Annotated in this window: 29 protein-coding genes and 2 tRNA genes; 15 read left to right on the top strand and 16 right to left on the bottom strand. The window is 69.7% G+C overall.

Annotated elements, in window-relative coordinates; genetic code table 11:
* The first annotated feature begins 29 nt into the window (after positions 1 to 29).
* The gene (locus BLP38_RS05075) at positions 30 to 725 is read left to right on the top strand and encodes a DUF4166 domain-containing protein (RefSeq protein WP_091353856.1); all 696 of its coding nucleotides are present in this window, start codon (positions 30 to 32) and stop codon (positions 723 to 725) included.
* Positions 698 to 3,022 carry an NAD-dependent DNA ligase LigA gene (gene ligA, locus BLP38_RS05070; RefSeq protein WP_091353852.1) on the top strand — a complete coding sequence of 775 codons (2,325 nt, stop codon included), beginning with the start codon at positions 698 to 700 and terminating at the stop codon, positions 3,020 to 3,022. Before BLP38_RS05075 ends, ligA begins: the two co-directional genes overlap by 28 nt.
* 3 nt (positions 3,023 to 3,025) lie before the next feature.
* Here ligA and BLP38_RS05065 read toward each other — a convergent pair whose 3' ends face one another.
* Positions 3,026 to 4,726 (bottom strand): long-chain-fatty-acid--CoA ligase, encoded by a 1,701-nt coding sequence (locus BLP38_RS05065; RefSeq protein ID WP_091353849.1) that lies wholly within the window; start codon positions 4,724 to 4,726, stop codon positions 3,026 to 3,028.
* 56 nt (positions 4,727 to 4,782) lie between these two features.
* Between BLP38_RS05065 and gatC the strand changes: the two genes are divergently transcribed.
* The 6 genes from gatC (at position 4,783) to BLP38_RS05035 (ending at position 10,371) form a co-directional block, all read left to right on the top strand.
* Positions 4,783 to 5,082, top strand: coding sequence for an Asp-tRNA(Asn)/Glu-tRNA(Gln) amidotransferase subunit GatC (gene gatC / locus BLP38_RS05060; protein WP_091353844.1), 300 nt, complete (start codon positions 4,783 to 4,785; stop codon positions 5,080 to 5,082).
* Complete coding sequence (gene gatA, locus BLP38_RS05055; protein WP_091353841.1) at positions 5,079 to 6,590, top strand: Asp-tRNA(Asn)/Glu-tRNA(Gln) amidotransferase subunit GatA; 1,512 nt, start codon at positions 5,079 to 5,081, stop codon at positions 6,588 to 6,590. The genes gatC and gatA overlap by 4 nt, the downstream gene beginning before the upstream one ends.
* Positions 6,590 to 8,107, top strand: a complete 1,518-nt coding sequence (gatB, locus tag BLP38_RS05050) for an Asp-tRNA(Asn)/Glu-tRNA(Gln) amidotransferase subunit GatB (RefSeq protein ID WP_091353838.1) — start codon at positions 6,590 to 6,592, stop codon at positions 8,105 to 8,107. The genes gatA and gatB overlap by 1 nt, the downstream gene beginning before the upstream one ends.
* Before the next feature lie 73 nt (positions 8,108 to 8,180).
* A complete protein-coding gene (gene dinB, locus BLP38_RS05045; RefSeq protein ID WP_091353836.1) occupies positions 8,181 to 9,437 on the top strand; it encodes a DNA polymerase IV in 1,257 nt (418 codons plus the stop codon).
* 54 nt (positions 9,438 to 9,491) lie between these two features.
* Positions 9,492 to 9,815 carry a hypothetical protein gene (locus BLP38_RS05040; RefSeq protein ID WP_091353834.1) on the top strand — a complete coding sequence of 108 codons (324 nt, stop codon included), beginning with the start codon at positions 9,492 to 9,494 and terminating at the stop codon, positions 9,813 to 9,815.
* Entirely contained in the window at positions 9,799 to 10,371 is a 573-nt protein-coding gene (locus BLP38_RS05035; protein WP_091353830.1) for a hypothetical protein, read from the top strand. The genes BLP38_RS05040 and BLP38_RS05035 overlap by 17 nt, the downstream gene beginning before the upstream one ends.
* An 11-nt stretch (positions 10,372 to 10,382) precedes the next feature.
* Here the strand turns inward: BLP38_RS05035 and BLP38_RS05030 are convergent, their stop codons facing one another.
* The 7 genes from BLP38_RS05030 to yczE form a co-directional block, all read right to left on the bottom strand.
* Positions 10,383 to 10,871 (bottom strand): DUF2017 family protein, encoded by a 489-nt coding sequence (locus tag BLP38_RS05030; protein WP_231916571.1) that lies wholly within the window; start codon positions 10,869 to 10,871, stop codon positions 10,383 to 10,385.
* Positions 10,868 to 11,167 (bottom strand): ATP-dependent Clp protease adapter ClpS, encoded by a 300-nt coding sequence (gene clpS, locus BLP38_RS05025; RefSeq protein WP_091353827.1) that lies wholly within the window; start codon positions 11,165 to 11,167, stop codon positions 10,868 to 10,870. The genes BLP38_RS05030 and clpS overlap by 4 nt, the downstream gene beginning before the upstream one ends.
* Positions 11,158 to 11,508, bottom strand: coding sequence for a metallopeptidase family protein (locus BLP38_RS05020; RefSeq protein ID WP_091359555.1), 351 nt, complete (start codon positions 11,506 to 11,508; stop codon positions 11,158 to 11,160). The genes clpS and BLP38_RS05020 overlap by 10 nt, the downstream gene beginning before the upstream one ends.
* Positions 11,509 to 11,533: 25 nt before the next feature.
* Positions 11,534 to 11,609 (bottom strand) — tRNA-His (locus tag BLP38_RS05015).
* 34 nt (positions 11,610 to 11,643) lie between these two features.
* The gene (orn, locus tag BLP38_RS05010; RefSeq protein ID WP_231916594.1) at positions 11,644 to 12,219 is read right to left on the bottom strand and encodes an oligoribonuclease; all 576 of its coding nucleotides are present in this window, start codon (positions 12,217 to 12,219) and stop codon (positions 11,644 to 11,646) included.
* Between the two features lie 91 nt (positions 12,220 to 12,310).
* Positions 12,311 to 12,383: transfer RNA gene (locus BLP38_RS05005), tRNA-Arg, on the bottom strand.
* Positions 12,384 to 12,410: 27 nt separating this feature from the next.
* Entirely contained in the window at positions 12,411 to 13,019 is a 609-nt protein-coding gene (yczE, locus tag BLP38_RS05000) for a membrane protein YczE (protein WP_091353821.1), read from the bottom strand.
* Between the two features lie 60 nt (positions 13,020 to 13,079).
* On the opposite strand from yczE, the gene yczR reads away from it, so the two are divergent.
* Entirely contained in the window at positions 13,080 to 14,504 is a 1,425-nt protein-coding gene (gene yczR, locus BLP38_RS04995) for a MocR-like transcription factor YczR (protein ID WP_091353818.1), read from the top strand.
* A 10-nt stretch (positions 14,505 to 14,514) separates the two neighbouring features.
* Here yczR and BLP38_RS04990 read toward each other — a convergent pair whose 3' ends face one another.
* Positions 14,515 to 14,760 carry a hypothetical protein gene (locus BLP38_RS04990; RefSeq protein WP_091353815.1) on the bottom strand — a complete coding sequence of 82 codons (246 nt, stop codon included), beginning with the start codon at positions 14,758 to 14,760 and terminating at the stop codon, positions 14,515 to 14,517.
* Between the two features lie 123 nt (positions 14,761 to 14,883).
* Here BLP38_RS04990 and msrA point away from each other — a divergent pair, with 123 nt between their 5' ends.
* From msrA to BLP38_RS04965, 5 genes are all read left to right on the top strand, one after another.
* Positions 14,884 to 15,408, top strand: coding sequence for a peptide-methionine (S)-S-oxide reductase MsrA (gene msrA / locus BLP38_RS04985; protein ID WP_091353812.1), 525 nt, complete (start codon positions 14,884 to 14,886; stop codon positions 15,406 to 15,408).
* Between the two features lie 179 nt (positions 15,409 to 15,587).
* On the top strand, positions 15,588 to 16,058 hold the full coding sequence (locus tag BLP38_RS04980; RefSeq protein ID WP_091353808.1) for a single-stranded DNA-binding protein: 471 nt from the start codon (positions 15,588 to 15,590) through the stop codon (positions 16,056 to 16,058).
* Positions 16,059 to 16,104: 46 nt separating this feature from the next.
* Positions 16,105 to 16,596: a DUF6993 domain-containing protein gene (locus BLP38_RS14385; protein WP_231916569.1), complete on the top strand. Its 492-nt coding sequence runs from the start codon at positions 16,105 to 16,107 to the stop codon at positions 16,594 to 16,596.
* Positions 16,597 to 16,646: 50 nt separating this feature from the next.
* Positions 16,647 to 18,326, top strand: coding sequence for an energy-dependent translational throttle protein EttA (ettA, locus tag BLP38_RS04970; RefSeq protein ID WP_091353804.1), 1,680 nt, complete (start codon positions 16,647 to 16,649; stop codon positions 18,324 to 18,326).
* Entirely contained in the window at positions 18,319 to 18,798 is a 480-nt protein-coding gene (locus BLP38_RS04965; protein ID WP_091353800.1) for an acyl-CoA thioesterase, read from the top strand. The genes ettA and BLP38_RS04965 overlap by 8 nt, the downstream gene beginning before the upstream one ends.
* Before the next feature lie 6 nt (positions 18,799 to 18,804).
* On the opposite strand, the gene BLP38_RS04960 is transcribed toward BLP38_RS04965, so the two are convergent.
* Positions 18,805 to 19,677, bottom strand: coding sequence for an acyl-CoA thioesterase (locus tag BLP38_RS04960; RefSeq protein WP_091359551.1), 873 nt, complete (start codon positions 19,675 to 19,677; stop codon positions 18,805 to 18,807).
* A gap of 61 nt (positions 19,678 to 19,738) precedes the next feature.
* On the opposite strand from BLP38_RS04960, the gene BLP38_RS04955 reads away from it, so the two are divergent.
* Positions 19,739 to 20,413: a hypothetical protein gene (locus tag BLP38_RS04955; protein ID WP_091353795.1), complete on the top strand. Its 675-nt coding sequence runs from the start codon at positions 19,739 to 19,741 to the stop codon at positions 20,411 to 20,413.
* Between the two features lie 11 nt (positions 20,414 to 20,424).
* Here BLP38_RS04955 and BLP38_RS04950 read toward each other — a convergent pair whose 3' ends face one another.
* From BLP38_RS04950 to BLP38_RS04925, 6 genes are all read right to left on the bottom strand, one after another.
* Positions 20,425 to 20,874: a globin gene (locus BLP38_RS04950; protein WP_091359548.1), complete on the bottom strand. Its 450-nt coding sequence runs from the start codon at positions 20,872 to 20,874 to the stop codon at positions 20,425 to 20,427.
* A complete protein-coding gene (locus tag BLP38_RS04945; protein WP_091353790.1) occupies positions 20,871 to 21,974 on the bottom strand; it encodes a mechanosensitive ion channel family protein in 1,104 nt (367 codons plus the stop codon). Before BLP38_RS04945 ends, BLP38_RS04950 begins: the two co-directional genes overlap by 4 nt.
* A gap of 10 nt (positions 21,975 to 21,984) precedes the next feature.
* Entirely contained in the window at positions 21,985 to 22,632 is a 648-nt protein-coding gene (locus BLP38_RS04940; RefSeq protein WP_231916593.1) for a response regulator transcription factor, read from the bottom strand.
* Positions 22,633 to 22,706: 74 nt separating this feature from the next.
* Entirely contained in the window at positions 22,707 to 23,960 is a 1,254-nt protein-coding gene (locus BLP38_RS04935; RefSeq protein ID WP_231916568.1) for a sensor histidine kinase, read from the bottom strand.
* A gap of 9 nt (positions 23,961 to 23,969) precedes the next feature.
* Entirely contained in the window at positions 23,970 to 24,803 is an 834-nt protein-coding gene (locus BLP38_RS04930; protein WP_091353783.1) for an ABC transporter permease, read from the bottom strand.
* Positions 24,800 to 25,714 carry an ABC transporter ATP-binding protein gene (locus BLP38_RS04925; RefSeq protein ID WP_091353779.1) on the bottom strand — a complete coding sequence of 305 codons (915 nt, stop codon included), beginning with the start codon at positions 25,712 to 25,714 and terminating at the stop codon, positions 24,800 to 24,802. Before BLP38_RS04925 ends, BLP38_RS04930 begins: the two co-directional genes overlap by 4 nt.
* Between the last annotated feature and the right edge of the window lie 57 nt (positions 25,715 to 25,771).

The raw sequence follows: 25,771 nt of genomic DNA, 5'->3' as shown, positions 1-25,771 counted from the left end.
CCGGTCGGCGCGACGGGTAGATTCCGACCATGACCACGGCCGACGGGGGAACCCCGGCATCCGTCTACCAGTCCGCCCTCGGCGACGCTTTCGCGGAACTGCCGCCCGTGCTCGCACGCTATTTCGGACCGATCCCTCCGGGTCACGTCGGTGTGGGCGAGGGCGTCTACGACATCGTCGGCTCCCGATTCGGGGCGTTCGGGTGGCCGCTGCTGCGCTGGTCGGCCCACCACGAGATGCTGTTCCCCGAAAGCGGCCGCCGTGTGCCCTTCGTCGTCGAGAACCGTCCGAGTCGCGAGGGGCTGGTCGGCGCCCGCTGGTTCGCGTTCCCGCGGGTGGTGCGCGTCATGCGCGACTCGATGCACGCGGACGGCGGGGAGATCGTCGAACGGCTCGGACGTCGCGGCGGCCTCGAGGTGCGCCTGCGCCCGAGCGTCCAGGACGGCGGAATGGTGCTGCGTTCGCGGGCGCTCGCGTGGCGGATCCGGGGCGTGCGCGTACCGCTCCCGCCGCTGGCGCACGTCGAGGTGCGGGAGGACGCGGAAGCCGGTGACAGCGGCCGGCAGCGAGTGGACGTACGCCTCCGGATGCCGCTCCTCGGCGAGGTCTTCCGCTACACGGGATCCTTCGCGTACCGCATCCTGCCCGAGAGCGACACTGTCTCGGGAGTGTCGGCGGCCCTCCCTACACTGTCGATGTGGCTGACGCAGAACTCCCCGCACTGACCCTCGATGAGGCGCGCGCCGCCGCCGAGAGCCTCACCGAGAAGATCCTCGGTGCGCGCGAGGCGTACTACGGCGGCGACGTCGGTCTCGTCGACGACGCGACCTACGACGGGTGGATGCACGAGCTCGAGGCCATCGAACGTGCCCACCCCGAACTGCAGGGCCAGGACTCGCCGACGCAGACGGTCGGAGCCGCGGAGTCGTCCATGTTCGCGCCCGTCGAGCACGCCGAGCGGATGCTGAGCCTCGACAACGTGTTCTCGCCGGAGGAGCTGCGGGAATGGTGCACGAAGGCCGAGGCTTCCGCGGGACGCCCGGTGCGGTGGCTGACCGAGCTCAAGATCGACGGACTCGCCATCTCGCTGCGATACGAGGACGGGGTCCTGACCTCTGCCGCGACGCGCGGGGACGGCCGCATCGGCGAGGACGTCACGGTCAACGCCGTGCGCGTGGCCGGGATCCCCGAGCGGTTGTCGGGGAAGGGGCATCCCGCGCTCGTCGAAGTCAGGGGTGAGGTCTTCATCCCCGTCGCGGCGTTCGAGGAGCTGAACGCCCTGCAGGCGCGCCTGCGGGAACGTGTGATCGCCGACGCCGCCGCGCGGCCGCGCTACGACGAGGAGAAGGCCCAGAAGAGCGCCGCGCGTCGTTTCCCCGCCTTCGCCAACCCGCGCAATGCGGCCAGCGGCGGGTTGCGGCAGCAGCTCGACAAGAAGTCCGGGCTCGAGCTCGAAGCAGGCGAAGCCCGGCTCGCCTCGCTGCGCATGTACGTCCACGGCATCGGCGCGTGGCAGAACCCTCCCGTCGCTGCGCAGAGCGAGGTGTACGACCTGCTGGCGGCCTGGGGTCTGCCCGTGAGCCCGTACCCTCGCACGTTCGACGACGTCGACGGCGTCCTCGGCTTCGTCACCGAGTACGGCGAGAAGCGGCACTCCGTCGCGCACGAGCTCGACGGGATCGTCGTCAAGGTCGACGAGCTCTCACTCCACGACGAGCTCGGCACGACCAGTCGCGCACCGCGGTGGGCGATCGCCTACAAGTACCCGCCTGAAGAGGTGCAGACGCGGCTCGTCGACATCATCGTGTCGGTGGGGCGCACGGGCCGGGCCACGCCCTACGCGCAGATGGAGCCCGCCCTGGTGGCCGGCAGCGTGGTGCGGCAGGCCACCCTGCACAACCAGGACGTCGTCAAGGCCAAGGGCGTGCTGATCGGCGACATGGTCGTGCTGCGGAAAGCGGGCGACGTCATCCCCGAGGTGCTCGGGCCGGTCGCGGAACTGCGCGATGGTACCGAACGGGCGTTCGTCATGCCGACCGAGTGTCCTGAGTGCGGCTCCACCCTCGCCCCCGCGAAAGAGGGCGACATCGACCTGCGCTGCCCGAACACGCGCGGATGCCCCGCCCAGGTCCGCGGCCGCGTCGAGCACATCGGCTCCCGCGGTGCGCTCGACATCGAGGCGCTCGGCGAGGTCACCGCGGCAGCCCTGACGCAGCCGCTCCCGCCGCAGGACCCCGCCCTCGACACCGAGGCGGGACTGTTCGACCTGACGGTCGAGCGGCTCGTCCCGATCGAGGTCATCGTCCGGGACTCCGAGACGGGCGAGGCGCGCGTCGACGAGAAGACCGGTGACGTCGTCCGCCGCGCCCCCTTCCGTCGAAACCCCAGCGCAGCGGAGAAGAAGGAAGGCCTCACCGGCCCCCAGCCGTCGGCTCAGGCGCTCACCCTCATCGACGAACTCGAGAAGGCGAAGACGAAGGATCTGTGGCGGTTCCTCGTCGCCCTCAACATCCGGCACGTCGGCCCCGTCGCCGCCCGTGCGCTGGCGCAGTACTTCGGCTCGCTCGATGCGATCTGTGCCGCGTCGCGGGATGAGCTCGCCGCCGTGGACGGCGTGGGCGGGATCATCGCGGACGCGCTGCAGGACTGGTTCGCCGTCGACTGGCACGTCGACATCGTCGACCGTTGGGTCGCAGCCGGGGCGCGCCTGTCGATCCCGGGTCACCCCGGGCCCGGTGCCGCTGCCGCCGCGGGCGGTGTCCTCGACGGCATCACTGTCGTCGCGACGGGCTCCCTCGAGGGCTATACGCGTGAAGGCGCTCAGGAAGCGATCATGCAGGCCGGCGGCAAGGCGGCATCCAGCGTGTCGAAGAAGACCGACTTCGTCGCAGCGGGGCCCGGAGCAGGGTCGAAGCTCGCCAAGGCGGAAGCCCTCGGCCTCCGGATCATCGATGCCGCGCAGTTCCATCTGCTCGTCACGGAAGGGCCTGGGGCATTGGGCGACGCGCCCGCCGCGGAGTGAGGGTCAGCCCTTCTTCGCGAGCAGCGCGTCACGCACCTGACGGCGGAGGACCTTTCCGATGAGCGACCGGGGCAGGTCGTCGACGGGTTCGATGCGCCGCGGCACCTTGTAGGGCGTCAATCGCGTCCGGGCGAAGGCGCGGATGTCGTCGACGTCCAGCGCGGTGACGCCCGGCGCGGGGATGACAGCAGCGACGACCTGTTCCCCGCTGTGCGGATCGGGGAGTCCGACGACGGCGGCATCCGCGACCTGAGGATGTTGGCGGAGCGTCGCCTCGACCTCGGACGGCGACACGTTGAACCCGCCCGTGACGATCAGCTCCTTGAGGCGGTCGACGACGCGGAAGAAGCCGTCCTCGTCCCGCTCGACGATGTCGCCCGTGTGGAACCAGCCGTCGATGAGAACCTTCTCGGTCTCCTCCGGCTTGCCGTAATACCCCGAGAAGACCTGCGGACCGCGCACCACGAGCTCGCCGGGCTCGCCGACGCCGAGGACCCGCGCCGGGTTCTCCGGATCGACGACGCGAGCGTCGGTCCCGGGGATCGGGATGCCGATCGTCCCCGCTTTGCGACTGTCGGCCGGCGGGTTCACCATGAGGACGGGGGAGCATTCGCTGAGACCGTATCCCTCGATGAGGTAGCCGCCCGTGGCGTCTTCGAACGGTTCGACCAGGTCGGGGGACAGAGCCATCGCCCCTGATACGCCGATCTTGATCCCCCGGATCGAGGCACCCTTCTCGCGGGCGCGCGCCAGCAAGCGCTCCGCGATCGGCGGGACGAGCGGCAGGACGGTCGGCGGATGCTTCTTGATGGCGTCGATCACCATGTCGGCGTCGAACTTGGGGAAGAGCACGAGCCGCGCCCCCATCGACATCGCGAACGTCAAGCACAGCGTGAGCCCGTAGGCGTGGAACATCGGCAGGACGGCGTAGAAGACGCATCCGTCCCCGCGGACCACCGCCGGGATGAACGCCTGACTCTGGCGGGCGTTGGCGAGGAGGTTGCGGTGCGTGAGCATCGCTCCCTTCGGGGTTCCGGTCGTCCCCGATGTGTATTGGAGGACGGCGAGATCATCGGTCTGTGGACGGGGGTGGGATGCCGGGAGCGGCTCCTCGCGAATGAGGTCCTCCCACGTGCGCGTGCCGCGTACCGGCGCGGTGAGCGCGTCGCGGGATTCGCGGGCCTTTGCGACGGGGAGCCGCAGGGCGAGTCGCGTGTGCAACGGGAGTGCCTTCGTGATGTCGACCGACACGAGGGCGTCGACGTGGAGGTCCGCGGGGAACTCCTGAACGGTCGCGACGACCTTGTTCCACACGATCGCGTGGCGCGCGCCGTGGTCCTGGAACTGCGTCCGCAGCTCCCGCGGGGTGTAGAGCGGGTTGTGCTCGACGACGACGGCGCCCAGGCGCAGCACCGCATAGAAGGCGACGATGTGCTGCGGGCAGTTGGGGAGGACGATCGCGACCCGGTCGCCCTTGTTCACGCCGAGGCGACGCAACCCCGCGGCGGCTCGGTCCACGGCATCCGCCAACGCGGCGTACGTCGTCTCTCTGCCGAAGAACTGCAGCGCCGGCGCCTGGGGGTAATCGCGCGCGGAATCATCGAGGAGATCCATGAGCGACCCGGTGACGGGCGGGAGATCGAGGGGGACGCCCGTGTCGTAGGACGAGAGCCAGGGGCGATCAGCGGAGATCGAATCGGTCACGTCCTCAGCCTAGGGTGAGCGCTCAGACCGCGAGTGGCCCGAACTAGACTGGGGGAGTGTCTGAAATCACCCCCGATCTCGTGCGCCATCTCGGCGTGCTCGCCCGGATCCAGCTGAGCGACGAGGAGGTGGAACGCCTCACCGGCCAGCTCGACGCGATCGTCGACAACATCGCCAAGGTGTCGGAAGTCGCCACCCCCGAGGTCGCCGCGACGAGCCACCCGATCCCGCTGAGCAACGTGTTTCGTCCCGATGTCCCCGGCGACATGCTGACCGTCGACGAGGTGCTGCAGAACGCGCCGGATGCCGCCGACGGCCGCTTCCGCGTCACCGCGATCCTGGGGGAGGAGCAGTGAGCGACATCCTGAAGCTGACCGCGGCCGACCTGTCGGCGAAGCTCCGTTCCGGTGAACTGTCGAGCGTCGAGGCCACGCAGGCCCACCTCGACCGGATCGCCGCCGTGGACGGCGACGTTCACGCCTTCCTCCACGTCTCGGACCACGCGGTCGAGGTCGCCCAGGACATCGACCGGCGCCGTGCGGCGGGTGAGGAGCTCGGCGAACTGGCGGGCGTCCCGCTCGCGATCAAAGACGTCCTCGTGACGACCGACATGCCCTCGACCAGCGGATCGAAGATCCTCGAGGGGTACATGTCGCCGTACGACGCGACCGTGGTGGCCCGCTCCCGCGCCGCCGGCCTCGTACCGCTCGGCAAGACCAACATGGACGAGTTCGCCATGGGCTCCTCGACGGAGCACTCCGCGTACGGCCCGACGCACAACCCGTGGGATCTCGACCGCATCCCCGGCGGCTCAGGCGGTGGCTCCGCTGCAGCCGTCGCCGCGTTCGAAGCGCCCCTCGCCCTCGGCTCCGACACCGGCGGATCGATCCGACAGCCCGCCCACGTGACGGGAACCGTCGGCATGAAGCCCACGTACGGCGGCGTCAGCCGTTACGGCGCCATCGCGCTCGCGTCGAGCCTCGATCAGGTCGGCCCCGTCTCGCGGACGGTCCTCGACTCGGCGCTCCTGCACGACGTCATCGGCGGGCACGACCCACACGACGCCACCTCGCTCACCGACGCGTGGCCGTCCTTCGCCGCTGCGGCGCGCGAGGGCGCGACCGGCGAGGTCCTGAAGGGGCTGAAGGTCGGCGTCATCCGTGAGCTCGACGACTCCGGCTTCCAGGCCGGCGTCTCGGAGTCGTTCCGCGCCTCCCTCGCCGCGATGGAGGCCGCCGGCGCCGAGATCGTCGAGGTCAGCGCACCCCACTTCGAGTACGGGGTCGCCGCGTACTACCTGATCCTCCCCGCGGAGGCCTCCAGCAACCTCGCCAAGTTCGACTCCGTGCGCTTCGGCATGCGGGTGAACGTGCCCGGCGGCACGGTCGAGGACGTCATGGCCGCGACCCGCGACGCGGGCTTCGGCGACGAGGTCAAGCGGCGCGTCATCCTCGGCACGTACGCCCTGTCGGCCGGCTACTACGACGCCTACTACGGCAGCGCCCAGAAGGTCCGCACCCTCATCCAGCGCGACTTCGACGAGGCGTTCGCGCAGGTCGACGTCATCGCGACGCCCTCGGCGCCGACGACCGCTTTCCGTCTCGGCGAGAAGCTCGATGACCCGATCCAGATGTACCTCAACGACGTGACGACCATCCCGGTCAACCTCGCCGGCGTCCCCGGCATCTCGATCCCCTCGGGCCTCGCGGCAGAGGACGGGCTGCCCGTCGGCATCCAGTTCGTCGCTCCCGCCCGGGAGGACGCACGTCTGTACCGCGTCGGCGCGGCCCTCGAGGCCCTGCTCGTCGACAGCTGGGGCGGTCCTCTGCTGGACCGCGCCCCGATCCTCGGAGGAGCCCGCTGATGGCCAAGGATGCGCTGATGGACTTCGACAAGGCCCTCGAGATGTTCGAGCCGGTCCTCGGCTTCGAGGTGCACGTCGAGCTCAACACCGAGACCAAGATGTTCTCGCCGGCGGCCAACCCGGCGCACGAGTCGAACCACGACGCGGCTCCCAACACGCTCGTCGCCCCGGTCGACATGGGCCTGCCCGGTTCGCTGCCCGTGGTCAACGAGACCGCCGTCCGGTACTCGATCAGCCTGGGCCTCGCCCTCGGCTGCTCGATCGCGCCGTCGAGCCGGTTCGCGCGCAAGAACTACTTCTACCCGGACCTCGGCAAGAACTACCAGATCTCGCAGTACGACGAGCCGATCGCCTTCGAGGGCAGTGTGGAGATCGAGCTCGAGGGCGGCGACGTGGTCGTCGTCCCGATCGAGCGTGCGCACATGGAGGAGGATGCCGGCAAGCTGACCCACATGGGCGGCTCGACCGGCCGCATCCAGGGCGCGGAGTACTCGCTGGTCGACTACAACCGTGCCGGCGTCCCGCTCGTCGAGATCGTCACCAAGCCGATCTTCGGCACCGAGCATCGTGCCCCCGAGGTCGCGAAGGCCTACGTCGCGGCGATCCGCGACATCGTCCGCTCGCTGGGGATCTCGGAGGCGCGCATGGAGCGCGGCAACCTCCGCTGCGATGCGAACGTCTCGCTGCGTCCCCGCGGCCAGGAGAAGCTCGGCACGCGCACCGAGACGAAGAACGTCAATTCGATGCGTTCGGTCGAGCGGGCCGTCCGCTACGAGATCCAGCGTCAGGCGGCCATCCTGGCCGGTGGCGGGACGATCACGCAGGAGACGCGTCACTGGCACGAGGACACCGGACGCACCTCGCCCGGCCGACCGAAGTCGGATGCCGACGACTACCGCTATTTCCCCGAGCCCGACCTCCTTCCCGTCGAGCCGTCGGAGGAGCTGATCGAGGAGCTGCGCGCTGCGCTCCCCGAAGCTCCCTCGCTGTACCGCCGCCGGTTGAAGACCGAATGGGGCTTCACCGACCTCGAGTTCCAGGACGTCGCCAACGGCGGCCTGCTCGCCGAGGTCGAGGCGACGATCGCCGCAGGTGCGTCCCCGGCATCCGCCCGCAAGTGGTGGACGGGCGAGGTCACCCGCGTCGCCAACGCGCAGGGCGCCGAGCCCGCCGCGCTGGTCTCGCCCGAGTCGGTCGCCGAACTGCAGAAGCTGGTGGATGCCGGCACGCTGACCGATAAGCTCGCCCGTCAGGTTCTCGAGGGCGTCATCGCGGGGGAGGGGACCCCGCAGGAAGTCGTCGACGCGCGTGGTCTCGCCGTGGTCTCGGATGACGGTGCGCTGATCGCCGCCATCGACGAGGCCCTCGCCGCGCAGCCCGACGTCCTGGAGAAGATCCAGGACGGCAAGGTGCAGGCCGCCGGCGCCGTCATCGGTGCCGTCATGAAGGCCATGAAGGGCCAGGCGGATGCTGCACGCGTCCGCGAGCTCATCCTGGAGCGCGCCGGACAGGCCTGATTCCGATCGTCGATGCCGCCGCGCCGATGCCCGATCCGGGCTCGGTGTCGGCGGCATCGTCGACAATGGGGGTATGGGACGCGGTGACGGGACGGGACGGATCGTCTCGCTCGACGGCGCCGACGACACCGGCACGCGCATCCTCCACGTCGACATGGACGCGTTCTACGCGTCGGTCGAGGTCCTGTACGACCCGTCGCTGGCGGGTAAACCGCTCATCGTGGGCGGGATGGAGGGGCGAGGCGTCGTCTCCAGCGCGTCGTACGAGGCGCGCCGTTTCGGGGTGAGGTCGGCCATGTCGGTCGGGCGAGCGCTGCAGCTGTGCCCGCAGGCGATCGTCGTGGTCCCGCGTTTCGAGCGGTATTCGGAGCTGTCGAAGAAGGTCATGACGATCTTCCGCGACATCACGCCGCTCGTAGAGCCGCTCTCCATCGATGAGGCCTTCCTCGACGTGAGCGGTGCCCGCCGGCTCTGGGGGAGTCCCGGCGAGATCGCCCGGATGGTCCGTCGTCGCGTGCTGGAGGAGACCGGCCTGACGTGCAGCATCGGCGTCGCGGCCACGAAGCACGTCGCGAAGATCGCGTCGACGGTGTCGAAGCCGGACGGTCTGCTGATCGTCGCCGAGCAGGACACGCAGGCGTTCCTGGCCGCTCGGCCGGTCGGCGCGCTCTGGGGAGTCGGCCCCAAAGCCGCGGAGGCCTTGGAAGCCCGCGGCATCCGGATGGTGTCCGACATCCTGAACACCCCGCGGAGCGTCCTCGATCGAGCCCTCGGCCCCGCAATGGGCGCGCGCGTCTCGCAGCTCGCCCGCGGCCACGACCCGCGGTCGGTGCAGACAGAGCACACCGAGAAGAGCGTCGGCCACGAGGAGACCTTCCTGGAGGATGTCACGGACACGGCGATGCTCCGAAGCGAGTTCCGCCGCCTGGCTGACAGGGTCGCTGCGAGGCTCCGCGCGGGCGGCTGGGAGGCGCGGACGATCGCCATAAAGGTCCGGTTCGCCGACTTCACGACGCTCTCGCGGTCGGTGAGCGTCCCCGAGCCCACGAACGTCGGGCAGCGGATCGGCGACGTCGCCCTTGAGCTCTTCGGCAAGATCGACCTCGTCCAACCCGTCCGGCTCATCGGCGTCCGCGGCGAGAAGCTGACGGGGGACGGGATGGGCGGGCTCGCGCTGTGGGACGACGACGCCGAGTGGCGGCGAGTGGATGCCGCCCTCGACGACGCGCGTTCCCGTTTCGGCCGCGGCGCCGTGACGAGGGCGAGCACGCTCGGGCCTCGTCGCGACGTCAACGCCCTTCCCACCAACCCGCGCCCCTCGCGAGACTGAGGGGAACCGGCGCAACCCCCTGTTTTCCTCGCCCGCCCCGGCTACCGTGGGGACATGGCAAACCTTCCTCTCGAACTCGGCAAGCAGTTCGCCTCGCTCGGTGTGACCACCGTTTACGGCGAGCAGCAGGACGTCGACGGCATCCGCATCATCCCCGTCGCCCTGACCTGGTCGGGCTTCGGTGCCGGCGAGGACGCCTCCAACGGTGCTGGCGGAGGCGGCGGCGGAGGTGCGGCCGTCCCGATCGGCGCGTACATCCGGAAGGGCGACGACCTGCGCTTCGAGCCGAACCTGGTCTCGCTCGTCGCCGTGGGCATCCCGTTCGTGTGGATCGCGGGACGCGCACTCAGCCGCGTCATCCGTGCGCTCAAGCGCTGAGTCGCTCGGGGACGCCCTCGCCGCTGCTGCGGACGAGGTCGTGCGGGCCGTCGCCGAGGTGCGCCGAGTTCCGGCCATCGTCGTCATCGACGGTCGTTCGGGCGCCGGGAAGTCCACGTTCGCGGACATGATCGCCGCTCTGCTCGGGAGCGCTGCGATCGTGCGTCTGGACGACATCTATCCCGGATGGGACGGGCTGCAGGCGGGCGCGGACACCGCCCGTGAGCGGGTCCTCGCACCGCTCCGCCAGGGGGAGCAGGGGTCGTGGCTCACGTGGGACTGGAGCTCGGATCGGCAGTCGGACCGGGTTCAGAGCGTCGCGCCCGCGCCCGTCGTCATCGTCGAGGGCGCCGGCATCCTGACCCCGGAGTCGGCGGAACTGGCAGACGTCACCGTCTGGCTCGATGCGCCTCGGGGCGCACGACGCGCGCGCGCCCTTCATCGTGACGGAGAGACCTACCGGCCGCACTGGGAACGCTGGGAACGCCAAGAGGACGCACACCTCCGCGAGCACGACCCCGCGCGGATCGCCCGCTTCGTCTTCCGCCTGCCCTGACCGGCAGCCGTTCAGGAGTCGAGCGCCTGGACGAGCATCTCCAGGCGATACCCGATCCACTCGTACACGCCGAACCGCGCGTCGCCGTCGCCGCGCTGATCCTCATCGGTGACACCCAGCCGATCCGCCAGGACGAGACGAAGGGCGGCGAGCGTACGAAGCCAGGAACCGGCGGCATCCGGAGTCAGGTCGACGAAGAGGATGTCCTCCGCAGCCGCACGGTCGAGCTGATCGGCGTCGACATCGCGCCCATCGCGGCGAAGGGACGACCGGACGACTCCCGCGTCCGCAGCGCGTCGTGAGAGGAGGTCGCCCTCGGTGAGGCGACGGAACTCCGAGGCGGCCTCGGCGTCGTCGGCGTACGCATCAGGGACGAGTCGGCGGAGCGCCGGGTCGGATCCGTCCGCCGACGTCACGAGATCCTCGAACTGTCCGATCAGGTCGGACAGGTGCGCCGCTTCGAGGAGGGTCAACTCCATGACGACCCCGGAACCGGTCACGACCCCGCCTCGCGGACCGTGGCCCACAGCCCGTAGTCGTGCATCGCCTGCGTATGCAGTTCCATCTGCTCCCGCGACCCCTCGGCCACGACCGCGTGTCCGTCGTGGTGCACGGCGAGCATCAGTCGGTGCGCCCTTTCACGGGAGAACCCGAAGTACTGCCGGAAGACGTGCTCGACGTAGCTCATGAGGTTGACGGGGTCGTTCCAGACGACGGTCTGCCAGGGACCGGAGGTGGATGCCCGCAGGTCCGTCTGCTCATCGATCTCGGGCGACGCGATGCTCATCAGGCCCACCCCAGTTCGTGAAGGCGCGCATCGTCGATGCCGTAGAAGTGGGCGATCTCGTGGACGAGCGTCGTGTGCACCTCGTCACGGAGGTGGTCGACGTCGTCGCACACGTCGAGGTGCGGCTCCCGGTAGACGATGATGCGATCGGGCAGATCGCCCATCCCGTACCGGTCGCGCTCGGTCAGCGCGAGCCCGTCGTAGAGACCCAGCAGATCGAGAGAGCCGTCCTCGGGACGGTCCTCGACCACGAACACGACGTTGTCGAGGCCCGCGACCATGTCGTCCGGCAACGCGTCGAGCTCGGACGCAACCAGATCCTCGAATGCCTCGGCATCCATATCGATCATGACCACGCCTCACGCGGAGAAGATATGGGGTGAGTAACGGGACTTGAACCCGCGACCCCCTGGACCACAACCAGGTGCTCTACCAACTGAGCTATACCCACCATGTGCCCGTCTCCGGGCAACCCCCCAAGTGTATTACAGACCGGAGGCGAACGACGACACGGTGGATGCCGCGGCGCTCCGCGCGTCGTCGCTCGAGGGCCCAGGGGCGGCCACGAACACGGTCTCGCGGTAGTAGGCGAGTTCCCGGACGCTCTCACGGATGTCGGCGAGGGCGCGGTGACCGCCGTCCTTCGCAGGAGCGTTGAAGTACGCGCGGGGGTACCACCGCCGCGCGAGTTCCTTCACGCTGGACACATCGACGTTCCGGTAGTGGAGCCAGCGGTCGACGCGGGGCATGTAGCGCGCGAGGAACATGCGATCGGTGCCGATCGTGTTGCCGGCGAGCGGCGCCTTGCCCTCGGGGACGAAACGCTGGATGTACTCGAGCACCTGGAACTCCGCGTCGGCGAGACTCACCCCGTTCGGGATCTCCTCGAGCAGACCGGAGCTCTCGTGCATCTTCGTCACGAAGTCGTTCATGTGAGCGAGCGCGGAATCATCGGGCTTGATCACGATCTGGAACCCGGGGTCCAGGACGTTGAGCTTGAAGTCGGTGATGACGACGGCGACCTCCACCAGCTCGTCTACCGACAGGTCGAGACCCGTCATCTCGCAGTCGATCCAGACGAGGCGGTCGTTCTCCGCAGCTGACACGTGGTCTCCTCCCACAGGAGTCGACCGCGGACACGGCGACTCGGAGCCCCTCCAGGAGGATTCGAACCCCCGACCTGGCGGGTAGAAACCGCTCGCTCTATCCACTGAGCTATGGAGGGAAGGATGCTCGGTCCCCAGGCTACCGCTCAGACGACGATGGTCGCTCGGCGCACACGCAGGGCGCGCCACCGAGCGGACACGTCGAGTGCGAGGTGGACGGCGGGTCCGATCAGGACGGCGAACAGGACCGTGCCGAGACCGACGGTGCCTCCGAGGAGCCAGCCGGTGACGAGGACGCTCCCCTCGACCGCGAAGCGGCAGACCCAGATCGGCCAGCCGAACCTGGCGTGCAGGCCTGTCATCAGCCCGTCGCGCGGTCCCGGCCCGAGATCGGCCCCGAGATAGATCCCGGATGCCGCCGCGATGAGCGCGATCCCGGACAGGAACACCGCGATTCCCCACAGGTAGTTCTCGACCGGCGGGATGACCGCCAGCGCACCCTGCATCACGGTCCCCACGACGAGGATGTTCGCGACCGTGCCGATTCCGGGACGCTGCCGCAGGGGGATCCAGGCGAGGAGGACGAGCGCCCCCGTGATGACGACGATCCATCCGATCCCGATCCCCGTCTGCACGGAGAGGCCCTCGGCGAGGACCGTCCACGGGTCGAGGCCGATGCCGGCCTGGACGAGGACCGCGCAGCCGATGCCGAACAGGGCGAGACCGATGACGAGGCGGAGGAGCCGAAGAAGCATGTGACCATTCCACCGTAGGATTGGCTCCCTACGTGCAGTCCAATTGCGGAAAGGTGGACCATGGATTCGCGAATCGGTGCCCGCGCCCTGGCCGTGACCTTGGGCGGGTGGCGCACGCGCACACCGACCTACGAGGCCCTGGCCGACGGCATCCGTCTGCTTTGCCTCGACAATCGCATCGCCGCGCACACCGCCCTGCCCGCCGAGCGCGAGCTCGCAGGGGCGCTCGGCCTCAGCCGGGCGACGGTTGCGGCGGCGTACCGTTCCCTGCGCGAGAGCGGGCACATCGAGAGCACGCGCGGGTCGGGGAGCATCACGCTCCCGCAGGTTCGCCGAGGAGCCGGGCGGGTCTTCGACGACGGTGACGGGATCGATCTCCAGCAGGCCAGTCCTGCGGCGTGGCCCGGTCTTGCGGGCGTGATGGCCGAGGTCGGGGCGGATGCCGCGTCCCTGGTCGGCCGGCCGGGATACGACATCGTCGGGAGCATCGACCTCCGGGTGGCGATCGCGGATCGCTATTCGGCGCGCGGCATCCCGACCGATCCCGAGGAGATCCTCGTCACGAACGGGGGACAGCACGCGATCCATCTGGTGACGGATGCGCTTCTGCGCCCCGGGACGACGGCGCTCCTCGAGACCCCGACGTATCCGCACGCGACGGAGGCGATCAAGGCGACCGGCGCCCGCGTGACGGGCACGCCGGTGACCGTCGAGGACGGCTGGGACCTGGACCGTGCCGTCCAGGCGTTCCGACGCGCACGGCCGGCGCTCGCCTATCTGATGCCGTGGTTCCAGAACCCCACCGGGCGGACGATGACGCCCCTCGACGCGGCGACCTTCCGAGCTGCGGCGGATGCCGCCGGTTCGGTCCTCGTGATCGACGAGACGACGGCGGAGCTCGCGATCGACGCCGCGGCCCCCGTCCCCCTCGACTTCGGGCATCGTGCCGTTCGGATCGGATCCCTCGGCAAGACCGTGTGGGGCGGCCTCCGGGTGGGCTGGGTGCGAGGCGATCGTGCCTTCATCCGCCATCTCGTGGCCTCGAGACCCCGCCGCGACCTCGGAACCGCCGAGTTCGAGCAGGCCGTCGCCACCCGGTTGCTGCGGATGATGCCCGACATCCTGCCTCAGCGCGCAGCGCTGCTCGGTCGGGGGAGGGATGCCGTCGTCGCGGCGCTCCGGACCTCGTTGCCAGGGTGGAAGGTCCCCGTGCCGCACGGCGGTGTGTCCTTGTGGGTCGGACTCGACGCGCCGCGAAGCGGGTCCCTTGTGCTCGCCGCGCGCCGGGAGGGCGTGTTGCTGTCCGCGGGACCCCGGTTCTCGGTCGACGGGGGCTACGAGTCCTACCTCCGCGTGCCCTTCACGGCCCCTGCCGGCCAGATGCGCGACGCGGTGGCCGTCCTCGCGCGGCTGTGGCCCGAAGTGAGCGGCCACGCTGCGGCTCCCGCCATCGACGAGACGGAGGCCGTCGCCGCGATCGTCTGAGCAGACCCGCTCAGCGCGAGTCGTGGAGAGCGGCGACCGCATCCTCGATCCGACAGAACTCGCCGAGTTCGACGAACCCCCCGACGGAAGCGCGGAATCGGCGCGCGCCGAACCGGTCGGCCCCCTCCCCGCCGATGCGGGCGAGATGGCCGATGACGAGGCCTGCGGCATCCACGACACGCCACAAGCGGTCGGACGCGGGCGCAAGCCGGTACGAGCGGAGCCGGGGATCGGTGCTCACTGAGATGGTGGTCAAGGTGCCTCCTCTACGTCGAGTCGCAGGGTACGCTCGGCCTCCGACACGCACCCCGCCACGGAACACCGGAGGCGTCGACAGCGTTGTCCTCTTCGACGATCAACAGTGAAAGGAAGGTCTCGAATGCAGACCTATGTGCTTGCCGGCGGATGTTTCTGGTGTCTCGATGCCGCGTACCGCGCGCTCGAGGGTGTCGTCTCGGTCGAGTCCGGCTACGTCGGCGGATCGGTCCCTTCGCCGAGCTACGAGCAGGTGTGCACCGGCACGACCGGGCATGCCGAAGCGGTCAAGGTCACGTTCGACGAAGAGGTCATCCCGTCCGACGTCATCCTCGACGCGTTCTTCACGATGCACGACCCGCGCCAGCTCAACCGGCAGGGGAATGACGTCGGGACCCAGTACCGGTCGGCCATGTTCCCCGCCGATGACGCTCAGCGTGAGACGTTCGAGAAGGCGGCCGAGCGCGCGTCGGATTGGTGGGGCGGCGGACTCGTGACGACGATGGAGCCCCTGAGCGAGTGGTACCCGGCTGAGGACTACCACCAGGACTTCTTCACGAAGAACCCCGGACAGGGCTACTGCCTCGCGGTCGCCGTGCCGAAGGTCAACAAAGTCCGTGCGCGCTTCGGAGAATACGCGCGCCGCTGACGCACACGGAGTCTCCTCCCCAACGCCCCTGCTCCCCACCATCTCCACCGGTCGGGAGCAGGGGCGCTGCGTATCCCGCGGGGGCCGCGATCCTGAGTCCGCTCCGACGTCCGCCGGGCACGCGGGCGTCGGAGCATCGATCGGGCACGCCCGTGCCCTCGACAAGTGGAGGAATCGCCATGAAAGACCACATCACGATCGTCGGCAACGTCGCTGCCGACCCCGAGTTCCGGCGCCTGCCGGACGGCACCCCCGTCGTGTCGATGCGGGTAGCCAGCACCGACCGCCGATACGACGCGAAGGCGGGGGCATGGGTCGACGGACTGACCAGCTGGTACCGGGTATCGATCTTCCGGACTCTGGGCGAGCACGTCGCGGCGTCGGTCCGCAAGGGTCAGCGCGTCGTCGTCCACGGGGTGCTCGCGATCAAGCGATGGGAAGCGGGGGAGAAGTCCGGGACGGATGCCGAGATCGACGCCCTCGCGATCGGCCACGACCTCGCCTTCGGCACGACCGTCTTCACCGGTGCCGCGCGAACGCGAAGTGAGGCGCCCCCGGCCGACGCGGAACAGGGATGGGCCCCGGCGGAGGACATTCCCGCCGCGGACGAGGCGCAGTGGGAGGCCGACCCCGTTCCCACCCCGTTCTGAGCCGGCCTCAGCAGGCTCGGAGGTCGCACCCCCTAGACTCTCGCCCGTGCGCAGACACCAGCCCTCAGTGGGATCCCGCCTGCTTCTTCTCGTGCTCGCGCCCGCTGTGGCGGTGTCTCTCGCCGCGTGCGCTCCAGAGCCGACCCCTGCGCCCTCCGAGCCCGCGCCGTCGTCGCCCGTCGCGCCGAGCCCCTCCGCGGATCCGTCGCCGACACCGGCGCCTGACACCGCCGAGGCGCGACTGCCTGACTTCGCCGCCGCGATGAACGGCGTGTGGAACGGATCGACGTCGGTCAAGGGCCGCGACTACATCGACGCGCTCGTCTCAGCGGGCTTCCCGAAGGACGCCATGCAGGTGACGCAGGACGAGACATCGGTCGGCGACCCCGCGGACAGCATCCAGTTCTCGGTTCGCGTCGGCGACGAGTGCCTTGTCGGCCAGGTCGGTCCCTCCGTCCCGCGCCCGACTGCGATCGTCATGCCGGGCCTGCCCGAAGGCGAATGTCTCGTAGGACAGACGCGTCGCATCGATTGGTGACGGCCGGACGGTCCCGCCGCCAGGGACGGCACACGTAGACTTGGGCCGTTATGGCCGAATACATCTACTCCATGGTCCGCGCCCGCAAGGCGGTCGGCGAAAAGCTCATCCTCGATGACGTCACGATGGCGTTCCTGCCCGGCGCCAAGATCGGCATGGTCGGCCCGAACGGTGCCGGTAAGTCGACGATCCTGAAGATCATGGCGGGTCTCGACACCCCGTCGAACGGCGAGGCCAAGCTCTCGCCCGGGTTCTCGGTCGGCATCCTCATGCAGGAGCCGGAACTCGACGAGTCCAAGACCGTCCTCGAGAACATCCAGGACGGCGTGGCGATCAAGCCCAAGCTCGACCGGTTCAACGAGATCTCCGCCCTCATGGCCGATCCCGACGCCGACTTCGATGCTCTCCTGGCCGAGATGGGGACGCTGCAGGAGGAGATCGATGCGGCCGACGGCTGGGACCTCGACTCCCAGCTCTCGCAGGCCATGGACGCCCTCCGCACGCCTCCTGCGGACGCCGCCATCGCGCCGCTCTCCGGTGGCGAGAAGCGCCGTGTCGCGCTCGCCAAGCTCCTCCTCCAGAAGCCGGACCTCCTGCTCCTCGACGAGCCCACGAACCACCTCGATGCCGAGAGCGTGCTCTGGCTCGAGCAGCACCTGCAGGCCTACAAGGGCGCGGTCATCGCCATCACCCACGACCGGTACTTCCTCGACAACGTCGCGGAGTGGATCGCCGAGGTCGACCGCGGCCGCCTCATCGGCTACGAAGGCAACTACTCGACCTACCTCGAGAAGAAGGGCGAGCGCCTCGACATCCAGGGCAAGAAGGACGCCAAGCTCGCCAAGCGGCTCAAGGAGGAGCTCGAGTGGGTGCGCTCGAGCGCCAAGGGGCGCCAGACGAAGTCGAAGGCTCGTCTCGCTCGCTACGAGGAGATGGCGGCCGAGGCGGAGCGGACGCGGAAGCTCGACTTCGAGGAGATCTCGATCCCGCCGGGCCCGCGCTTGGGAAGTGTCGTGATCGAGGCGAAGAAGCTCCAGAAGGGCTTCGACGGCCGCTCGCTCATCGACGGCCTCAGCTTCAGCCTGCCGCCGAACGGCATCGTCGGCGTCATCGGCCCGAACGGCGTGGGTAAGACCACGCTCTTCAAGACGATCGTCGGCCTCGAACCCCTGGACGGCGGCGACCTGAAGATCGGCGAGACGGTCAAGATCAGCTACGTCGACCAGTCGCGCTCCAACATCGACCCGAACAAGACGCTGTGGGAGGTCGTCTCGGACGGCCTCGACATCATCACGGTCGGCAAGACCGAGATCCCGTCGCGCGCCTACGTGTCGAAGTTCGGGTTCAAGGGACCGGACCAGCAGAAGAAGGCCGGCGTGCTCTCCGGCGGTGAGCGCAACCGCCTGAACCTCGCTCTCACGCTCAAGGAGGGTGGCAACCTGCTCCTCCTCGACGAGCCGACGAACGACCTCGACGTCGAGACGCTGAGCTCGCTCGAGAACGCGCTGCTCGAGTTCCCCGGCTGCGCGGTGGTCATCACGCACGACCGGTGGTTCCTCGACCGCATCGCGACGCACATCCTGGCGTACGAGGGCACCGCCGAGAAGCCCGACCAGTGGTATTGGTTCGAGGGCAACTTCGAGGCGTACGAGGCGAACAAGATCGAGCGGCTCGGCGCCGACGCGGCGAACCCCGCGAAGTCGACGTACCGCAAGCTCACGCGTGACTGACGCCCGCATCCGCGTCCCCATCCACCTGCGGTGGGGCGACCTCGACGCGTACAACCACGTCAACAACGCGTCGATGCTCAAGCTCCTCGAGGAGGCGCGCGTGCGCGCCTTCTGGGTGCCGGGAGCGGGGGAGCGGGTCGTCCCCACGGCGGTCATCGACGCGAGCCACGGCGCGGCTCACCTCACCCTCATCGCCCGGCAGGAGATCGAATACCTCGCGCCGGTCCCGTACCAGCGCGACCCGATCGACGTGCAGATGTGGTTCGGCAAGATCGGCGGTTCGAGCGCCGAAGTCCACTACGAAGTCTTCACTCCTGCGGGCCAGGAACCTCGGACGCTGTACGCCCGGGCATCCACGGTCATCGTGCAGGTGGATGCCGTGACCGGGAGGCCCGTGCGACTCGCGCCCGAGACGCGAGCGGCCTGGGAGCCCTACCTCGGCGAACCGCTGCCACCGCTCGGGCGGCGCTGAGGCGGCTCAGCCCCCGTCGGGCATCCGCACCATGATCTCCTGCGCGACGGAGGCGACGAGCAGTCCCTCGCGGGTGAAGATGCGACCGGTGGCGAGTCCGCGGCCCCCTTGCGCGCTCGGGGACTGCTGGACGTACAGCAACCACTCGTCGACCCGCGCCGGTCGATGCCACCACATGGCGTGATCGAGGCTCGCGACCTTGAGACCCGGAGTCGCCCACGACGCGCCGTGCGCCCGTAGGACCGACTCCTGGATCGTGAGATCGCTCATGTACGCGAGGGCTGCGCGGTGCAGCCGCGGGTCATCGGGGACCTCGCCGCGCGTGCGGATCCACACCGACTGGTGAGCGGTGCGCTCGCCCCCCACGGTCGCGTAGATCGGATCCTCGACGTGTCGGACCTCCACAGGGCTCTGGTCGAAATGCCGCTTGCTCATCGGGTGCAGCCCGGCCAGGACGGAATCGTCCGAGAGGTGGTCCGGCCCGGGGATGCCGGCGGGCATCTCGTCCTGGTGTTCGAGCCCGGTGGCATCCACTTCGAAGGACGCGATCATCGAGAAGATCGGCACCCCCTCTTGGAAGGCCTGCGTCCGTCGCGTCGAGAAGGAGCGCCCGTCGTGGATGCGGTCCACCGAGAAGGTCATCCCGCGGGTCGAGTCGCCGGGCCGGAGGAAGTAGCCGTGCATCGAATGGGCCGCACGGCCCTCGTCGACGGTGCGCTCCGCGGCGATGACCGCCTGGGCGAGAACCTGACCGCCGAAGACCCGCCCCAGGGGCATCGCCTGCGAGACACCGGTGAAGATGTCCTCTGTCGTCCGGGCGTCGCTGGATGCGAGGTCCAGTACCGCCAGGAGCCCGTCGACGTGTCCAGATTCCGGCACGGTGCGTTCCTTCCAGGCGCCCGATGCGATCACGATGCCCCCGGTTGGTAGTTTAGGTCGGATGGCTCCGCACCTCGTCTTCCCCGACCCGCGCACGGCGACCGACCTCCTGACCTTCGCCGCTCGCGCCGCCCGGCTCGGGGATCCTGCGGTCCGCTTGCGCGCCGTCGATGGGACACTCGCGGTATCTGCCGCACCGCTGTCCCCCCGGGGGTTCGGTGACGACACACCGACCGTTCTCGGGATGCGCTTCCTGCGGATCGACCCCGAACTCGAGTGCGACCTCGTCGTGGATGCCGGAGCGTTGAGAGCCGGCGGCAGTGCCACCACCGTCGCACTTCCCGACAGCGGCGTCTCGGCCGCGTGGGCCGGGATCTCGCCGCCGCGCGGCGGATGGGTCCCGGGGGAGCCTGTCGCGGCGCATGCGCTCGCGCGCGCCGTGCGTCGCGGCGTCGACGCAGTGGCCACGGCCCTGCCCGCCTCACCCGGGGAGGATCTCGTCCGAACCATCCGCGCGGCCGTGTGGGGCGCTCCCGAACCCGAGCTGAGCGGGCTCGTCGCCGGTGTCGCTTTCGCCGCCGACGCGCTCGGCTTTTTGGGAGAGGACCGCGACGAACAGGCATCCGTCCGCCGAACGGGTACGTGGACCCGCGTGAGCCTGGCCAGAGGCCATGTGCTCGTCAGGGCGGGGAACCCCACGGGGCTCACGACGGTGCGGACGACCGGCGGCCGCTGACCGGCGAGTCGTCAGGACTCGGGGTGCAGCGGCAGCGTCGTGCCGCCGTGCGGCTTCGCCACCGGCCCGATGCCCGTCGGCTCGAAGGTGTTCACCATGGCGTGGGCAGCGCGCTGGAGGTAGTCCCACAGAGTGGCCTCGTGCAACGGCGACAGCTCCGCTTCGTCGACGGCGATGCGCATGGCTCGGAGCCACCGGTCGCGCGCGTCGGGGTTCACGTGGAAGGGCTGATGACGCATCCGCAGGCGCGGGTGTCCGCGCGTCTCGCCGTAGGTGGTCGGGCCACCCCAGTACTGCTCCAGGAAGAGCAGCAGGCGCTCGGCCGCAGGCCCGAGGTCCTCTTCGGGATACATCGGACGCAGGACGTCGTCGGCAGCGACTTCGCGATAGAACGCGTCGACGATGCGGCGGAAGACCTCGTGTCCGCCCACCTCGTCGTAGAAGGTGCTCTGTTCGCTCACGGTGCGGACGTCCCCTCCGGCGCGTCGCCGTCGGTCCGACCGCGCTTCTTCGGCCGCCACGCGAGACGCGGCGGGGTCGCAGGCGGCGTGACCTGCTGCGGCTTGGTCTTGGGAGGGTTGGCTCCTCGCACGCTCTGCGCTGCGTCGGCACCGGTCAGGAAGGTCGATTCCAGCTGGGGCAGCGGGACGCCCAGGTCGTCCAGGGCCTTCTTCAGACGGGTGCGGAGGGCGCGTGACACGTCGTCCTTCGCGTTGGGCCGGGTCCGGACCACAAGGCGGGTGACGATCGTCTCGCCGCTGATCGACTCCAGGCCCCAGACCTCGGGCTTGTCGATGATTCGGGTGCGCCATTTGGGCTCGCGCACGAGGTCTTTCGCCGCGGCCAGCATGGCCTCCTCGACGGCCTCGAGGTCGGCATCGAGCGGGACTCCGACGTCGACGACGACCCTCGCCCAGCCCTGCGACATGTTGCCGATGCGGGTGATCTCGCCGTTGCGGACGAACCACAGGGTGCCGTTGACGTCGCGGACGTGGGTCACGCGGACACTCACGTACTCGACGACGCCCGTGGCCAGCCCCACGTCGACGACGTCGCCGATGCCGATCTGATCCTCAGCGACGATGAAGATCCCGTTGAGGACGTCCTTGACGATGTTCTGCGCGCCGAAACCCAGACCCGCGCCGATCGCCGCAGACAGCAGCGTGAACGACGCAAGGACGCCGGGATTGAGGATGAAGACGATCGTGAGGGCGGCGATGATGACGATCGCGACGTTGACGATATTGGTGAGGATGGACCCGAGGGTCCGCGTGCGCTGCACGATGCGCACCTGAGCCAGCGGCGACATGTCGATCGCGCGGGTGTCCTCCGCCGCGGCCCGGGACTTGGCTCCCGTGACGATGCGATCGACGACGCGGCCGATGAGGCGACGCATGATCCACGACAGCAGCAGTGCGACGACGACGGTCACGGCGACCCAGAGGAGACTCCATCCCGCCGATACGAGGAAGGCGAGGAATCCGTCGCGGATACCCTCCCATCCGCCGGGTGCGGGGGCAGGCGACGAGGAAGAGGACGCGGCGAGATCGGTCGAGGTCATCGTTCCGATCCTATCCAGGCCACCCTTCGTTCACCTGGGCACCGCCGCTGTCGACGGGGTCCGCGAGTCCGTGCGCGATGAGGACTGCGTGCACGCGGTCCCGGGCCGGGAGCTTCGCCAGGATGCGGCCGACGTGAGTCTTCACCGTCGACTCGCCCAGGAACAGCTCGTCTGCGATCTCGGCGTTCGTCAGACCCCGCGCCATCGCCCCGAGGACCTCCTCCTCGCGGGCGGTCAGCGAGCCGTGTTCGCGCGCAGCAGGCTCCGCAGAACCTCCCGGAAGGGTTCCGCCGGTGTCCGTGACCAGCTCGATCATCCGTCGAACGATCCGCGGCGCCAGAGTGGCTTCGCCCGCGGCCACGGCGCGGACGGCGGCGACGAGCTCGTCCCGGCCGGCATCCTTCAGTAAGAAGCCTCCTGCTCCGGCGCGCAGCGCGCCGAACGCGTACTCGTCCAGGTCGAAGGTCGTCAAGACCAGCACGCGGACCGCGGGGTGATCCCGCGCGATGCGCGCCGTCGCCTCGATCCCGTCGACTCCCGGCATCCGGACGTCCATCAGCACCACGTCGGGTCGCAGCCGCGCCGTCGCCTCGACGGCGCCGGCTCCGTCGGCTGCCTCGCCCACGACCTCGATCCCGTCCGCGGCTTCGAGCACCATGCGGAAACCGAGGCGGATGAGCGACTGGTCGTCGACGATCAGCACGCGCACGGAGGCGGGGGAGGGGGACGTTCTCACGCGGTGGTCTCCTGTCGGGGGATGTGGGCGGTCACGGACCACCCGTGCGGTTGTCGCGGGCCCGCCGTGACGGTACCGCCGGCGAGCCCGACGCGCTCGCGGAGCCCCCGGAGCCCGAAGCCGCCGGCGTCGGTTCCGACGGTCGTCGGTAGGCCGTCGTCCGTGACGCTGACCGAGACGCCGTCGGGTGCGTGACGGATGGCCACATCGATGTGCGTCGCAGCCGTCGCATGGCGGAGGACGTTGGTGACGCCCTCCTGCACGATCCGTGACACCGCGAGCTGCGTCCGGGAATCGAGATCCCCAGGATCGCCCGAGACGACCAGACGTGTGTCGAATCCGGCGGCGCGCGCCGACGCCACGGTCTCCGCCGTCGTGTCACGGGCGAGCGGCGAGAGAGGTGCCGCTTCGGGCTCACGGAGGATGCCGAGGGTCGCCCGCATGTCGCGGAGCGCCTCTCTGCCGGTCGCCGCGATGGCTTCGACCCCGGGTCGCGAGCGTTCGGCGTCGCGCGAGGCCGCGACGCCTTCCGCGAGGGCGACCATGACGGTCAGCGAGTGAGCGACGATGTCGTGGAGCTCGCGCGCGATCCGCTCGCGCTCCGACGACGCGGCGAGCTGCGCCTGCTGGTCGCGTTCGACCACGAGGCGCTGCGAGTGGTCGATGAGCGCCTTCACGTAGCGTGCCCGGGAACCGACGTTGGCTCCGATGAGACCGCCGATCACGGCGTTGAGGGTCTCGTTGACGAGGGACCCCCAGACGACAGTCGCCGAGCTGGCCTCGGTTGCGGTGAGAATGAGCCCTGCGCCCGCGAGCGCCGCTGTCCCGATCATGCCGCCGACGAGTGCGGCGCGGGAACCGACGTAGACGGCGACCGAGTACGTGGCGACCAGCAGCAGCGGCCCGGTGATCGGCGCGGGAGCGAACATGTACGCCAGAGCGACGACGTACGAGGTCGCGAGGACGATCAGCGGATGACGGCGCCGCAGGAGAAGAGCTGCGGAACCGAGGACGACGATGACCCCCACAGCCGGCAGCACGTCCCGCCACTCGCGGGCGTTGGTGCCGACACCCTCCGGCAGGATCGGGGTCGCGATCACCGGGATCGTGGACAGGAGAAGGCAGACGATCGCGACGAGGATGTCGGCGAACAGCGGATGCCGCGCCCAGTAACGCCGCAGGAGTCCCGGCGGACGCGGAAGCCGCAGCTCCCCCTCCGGAGAGGAGGCGCTGCGGCTTCGATTCGTCACGCCAAGACCTTACGCGTCCCGAGTTCGCAGGAGCGCCCACCCACCGAGCAGCGCGGCAGCGGGCCAGGCGACGAGTGCGATGAGCGCCGGCAGGGCGTCATCGCCTGCCCCGTTCACGAGCGTCCCGGCCGCGTTGTAGGGAAGGTACTGCGCGAGGTCGGCGATCCAGCGCCAGCTCTCTCCGAAGGCCGCGAAGATGCTCAGGATCAGGGGAGCGACGAACAGCAGACCGACGGTCGCCCCGATTGCGCCAGCCCCGTTGCGGATGATGAACCCGGCGCCCAGACCGAGCAACGTGACACTGGCGATGGCGAGCAGCGAGTACGCGAGCGGAATCCAGGTGACTTCCGCATCGTCCCACACGAAGCCGTTGCTGCCGTAGATCGGTGTCAGAACGACGATCGCGATGAGGGAGGTGACGACGGTGGTGGCGACCAGGGTGGCGGCGACGACGATGGTCTTCGCGAGGAGGACGGCGCCGCGCCGCGGCTCGGCGGCGAAGGTGGAGCGGATCATGCCGGTGGAGTATTCCCCGGTGATCGCCATCGCACCGAAGATTCCCGCAACGAGCATCGTCAGCTGCAACGGCGACACTACTGCGGTGACCGGGTTGAGCGGGACCTGCTCGCGGAACTCATCCGGAAGGCTCTGAGTGGCCAGCCCGACGACCAGAGCGATGCCGACAGCGAGCAGAACCGTAATCCCCAAGGACCACCACGTCGATCGGAGGGTGAACAGCTTGAGGGCCTCGCTTCGTAGGAGGCGCCCGAAACCCAGACGGTATGTCGACGACGGCGCCGGGGCGGTACGCGCCGCGGCGCGGGAGTCGGTCGTGGTGGTCATGATGCGGCCCCCTGGGTGCGGTATTCGACGGATCCCTCGGTGAGGGCGAGGTAGGCGTCCTCGAGAGATCCGCTGCGCGGCGTCAACTCGTGGAGGACGATGCCGTGCTGCGCCGCGATCTCGCCGACGGCGGCGGCCGTGGTGCCCGTGATGTCGAGCAGGCCGGACTCCGACGACGTGACGGTGATGTCGGCTCCGGCGACCAGCTGCGCGAGCTCCGCGGCGCGGGGGGAGCGGACGCTCACGGCACTGCGGGTCCACGCCGCGACGAGATCGGAGATGCCGGCGTCGGCCAGCACGCGTCCGCGACCGAGGACGATGACGTGATCGGCCGTCAGGGCCATCTCGCTCATGAGGTGGCTCGACAGCAGCACTGTGCGCCCTGACGCCGCCTGCGCCCGGACGAACTGCCGCACCCAGCGAACGCCCTCGGGGTCGAGACCGTTGACCGGCTCGTCGAGGATGAGCGTCTGGGGGTCGCCGAGAAGAGCTGCCGCGATCCCGAGCCGCTGACCCATGCCGAGGGAGAACTTGCCGGCGCGCCGCTTCGCGACGCTCTGGAGGCCGGTGATCTCGATCACCTCGTCCACCCGTGAGCGCGGGATGCCGTGGGTCGCCGCCATGGCGAGCAGGTGGTTGCGGGCGCTCCGACCGGTGTGGACGGCCTTCGCGTCGAGCAGGATCCCCACCTCGGTCAGCGGGGAGCGCAGCGACCGGTAGTCGCGCCCGTCGAGCGTGACGCGTCCCGCCGTCGGGCGGTCGAGTCCCACGATCATCCGCATGGTGGTGGACTTGCCGGCGCCGTTCGGCCCCAGGAACCCCGTCACCTTGCCGGATTGGACCGTGAAGTTCACGCCATCGACGGCTGTCTTGTCTCCGTACCTCTTGGTGAGGCCTTCTGCAACGATCATGCGCTTCACGCTACGGATGGAGCGGGGTTCGGCGCGTCCCCCTCGAGCAGGAGATCG

This window comes from Microbacterium sp. LKL04 (assembly GCF_900102005.1).
Lineage (GTDB): Bacteria > Actinomycetota > Actinomycetes > Actinomycetales > Microbacteriaceae > Microbacterium.
Note: the sequence above shows the minus strand (reverse complement) of the source record. Positions and strands in the feature narration are given on the sequence as shown.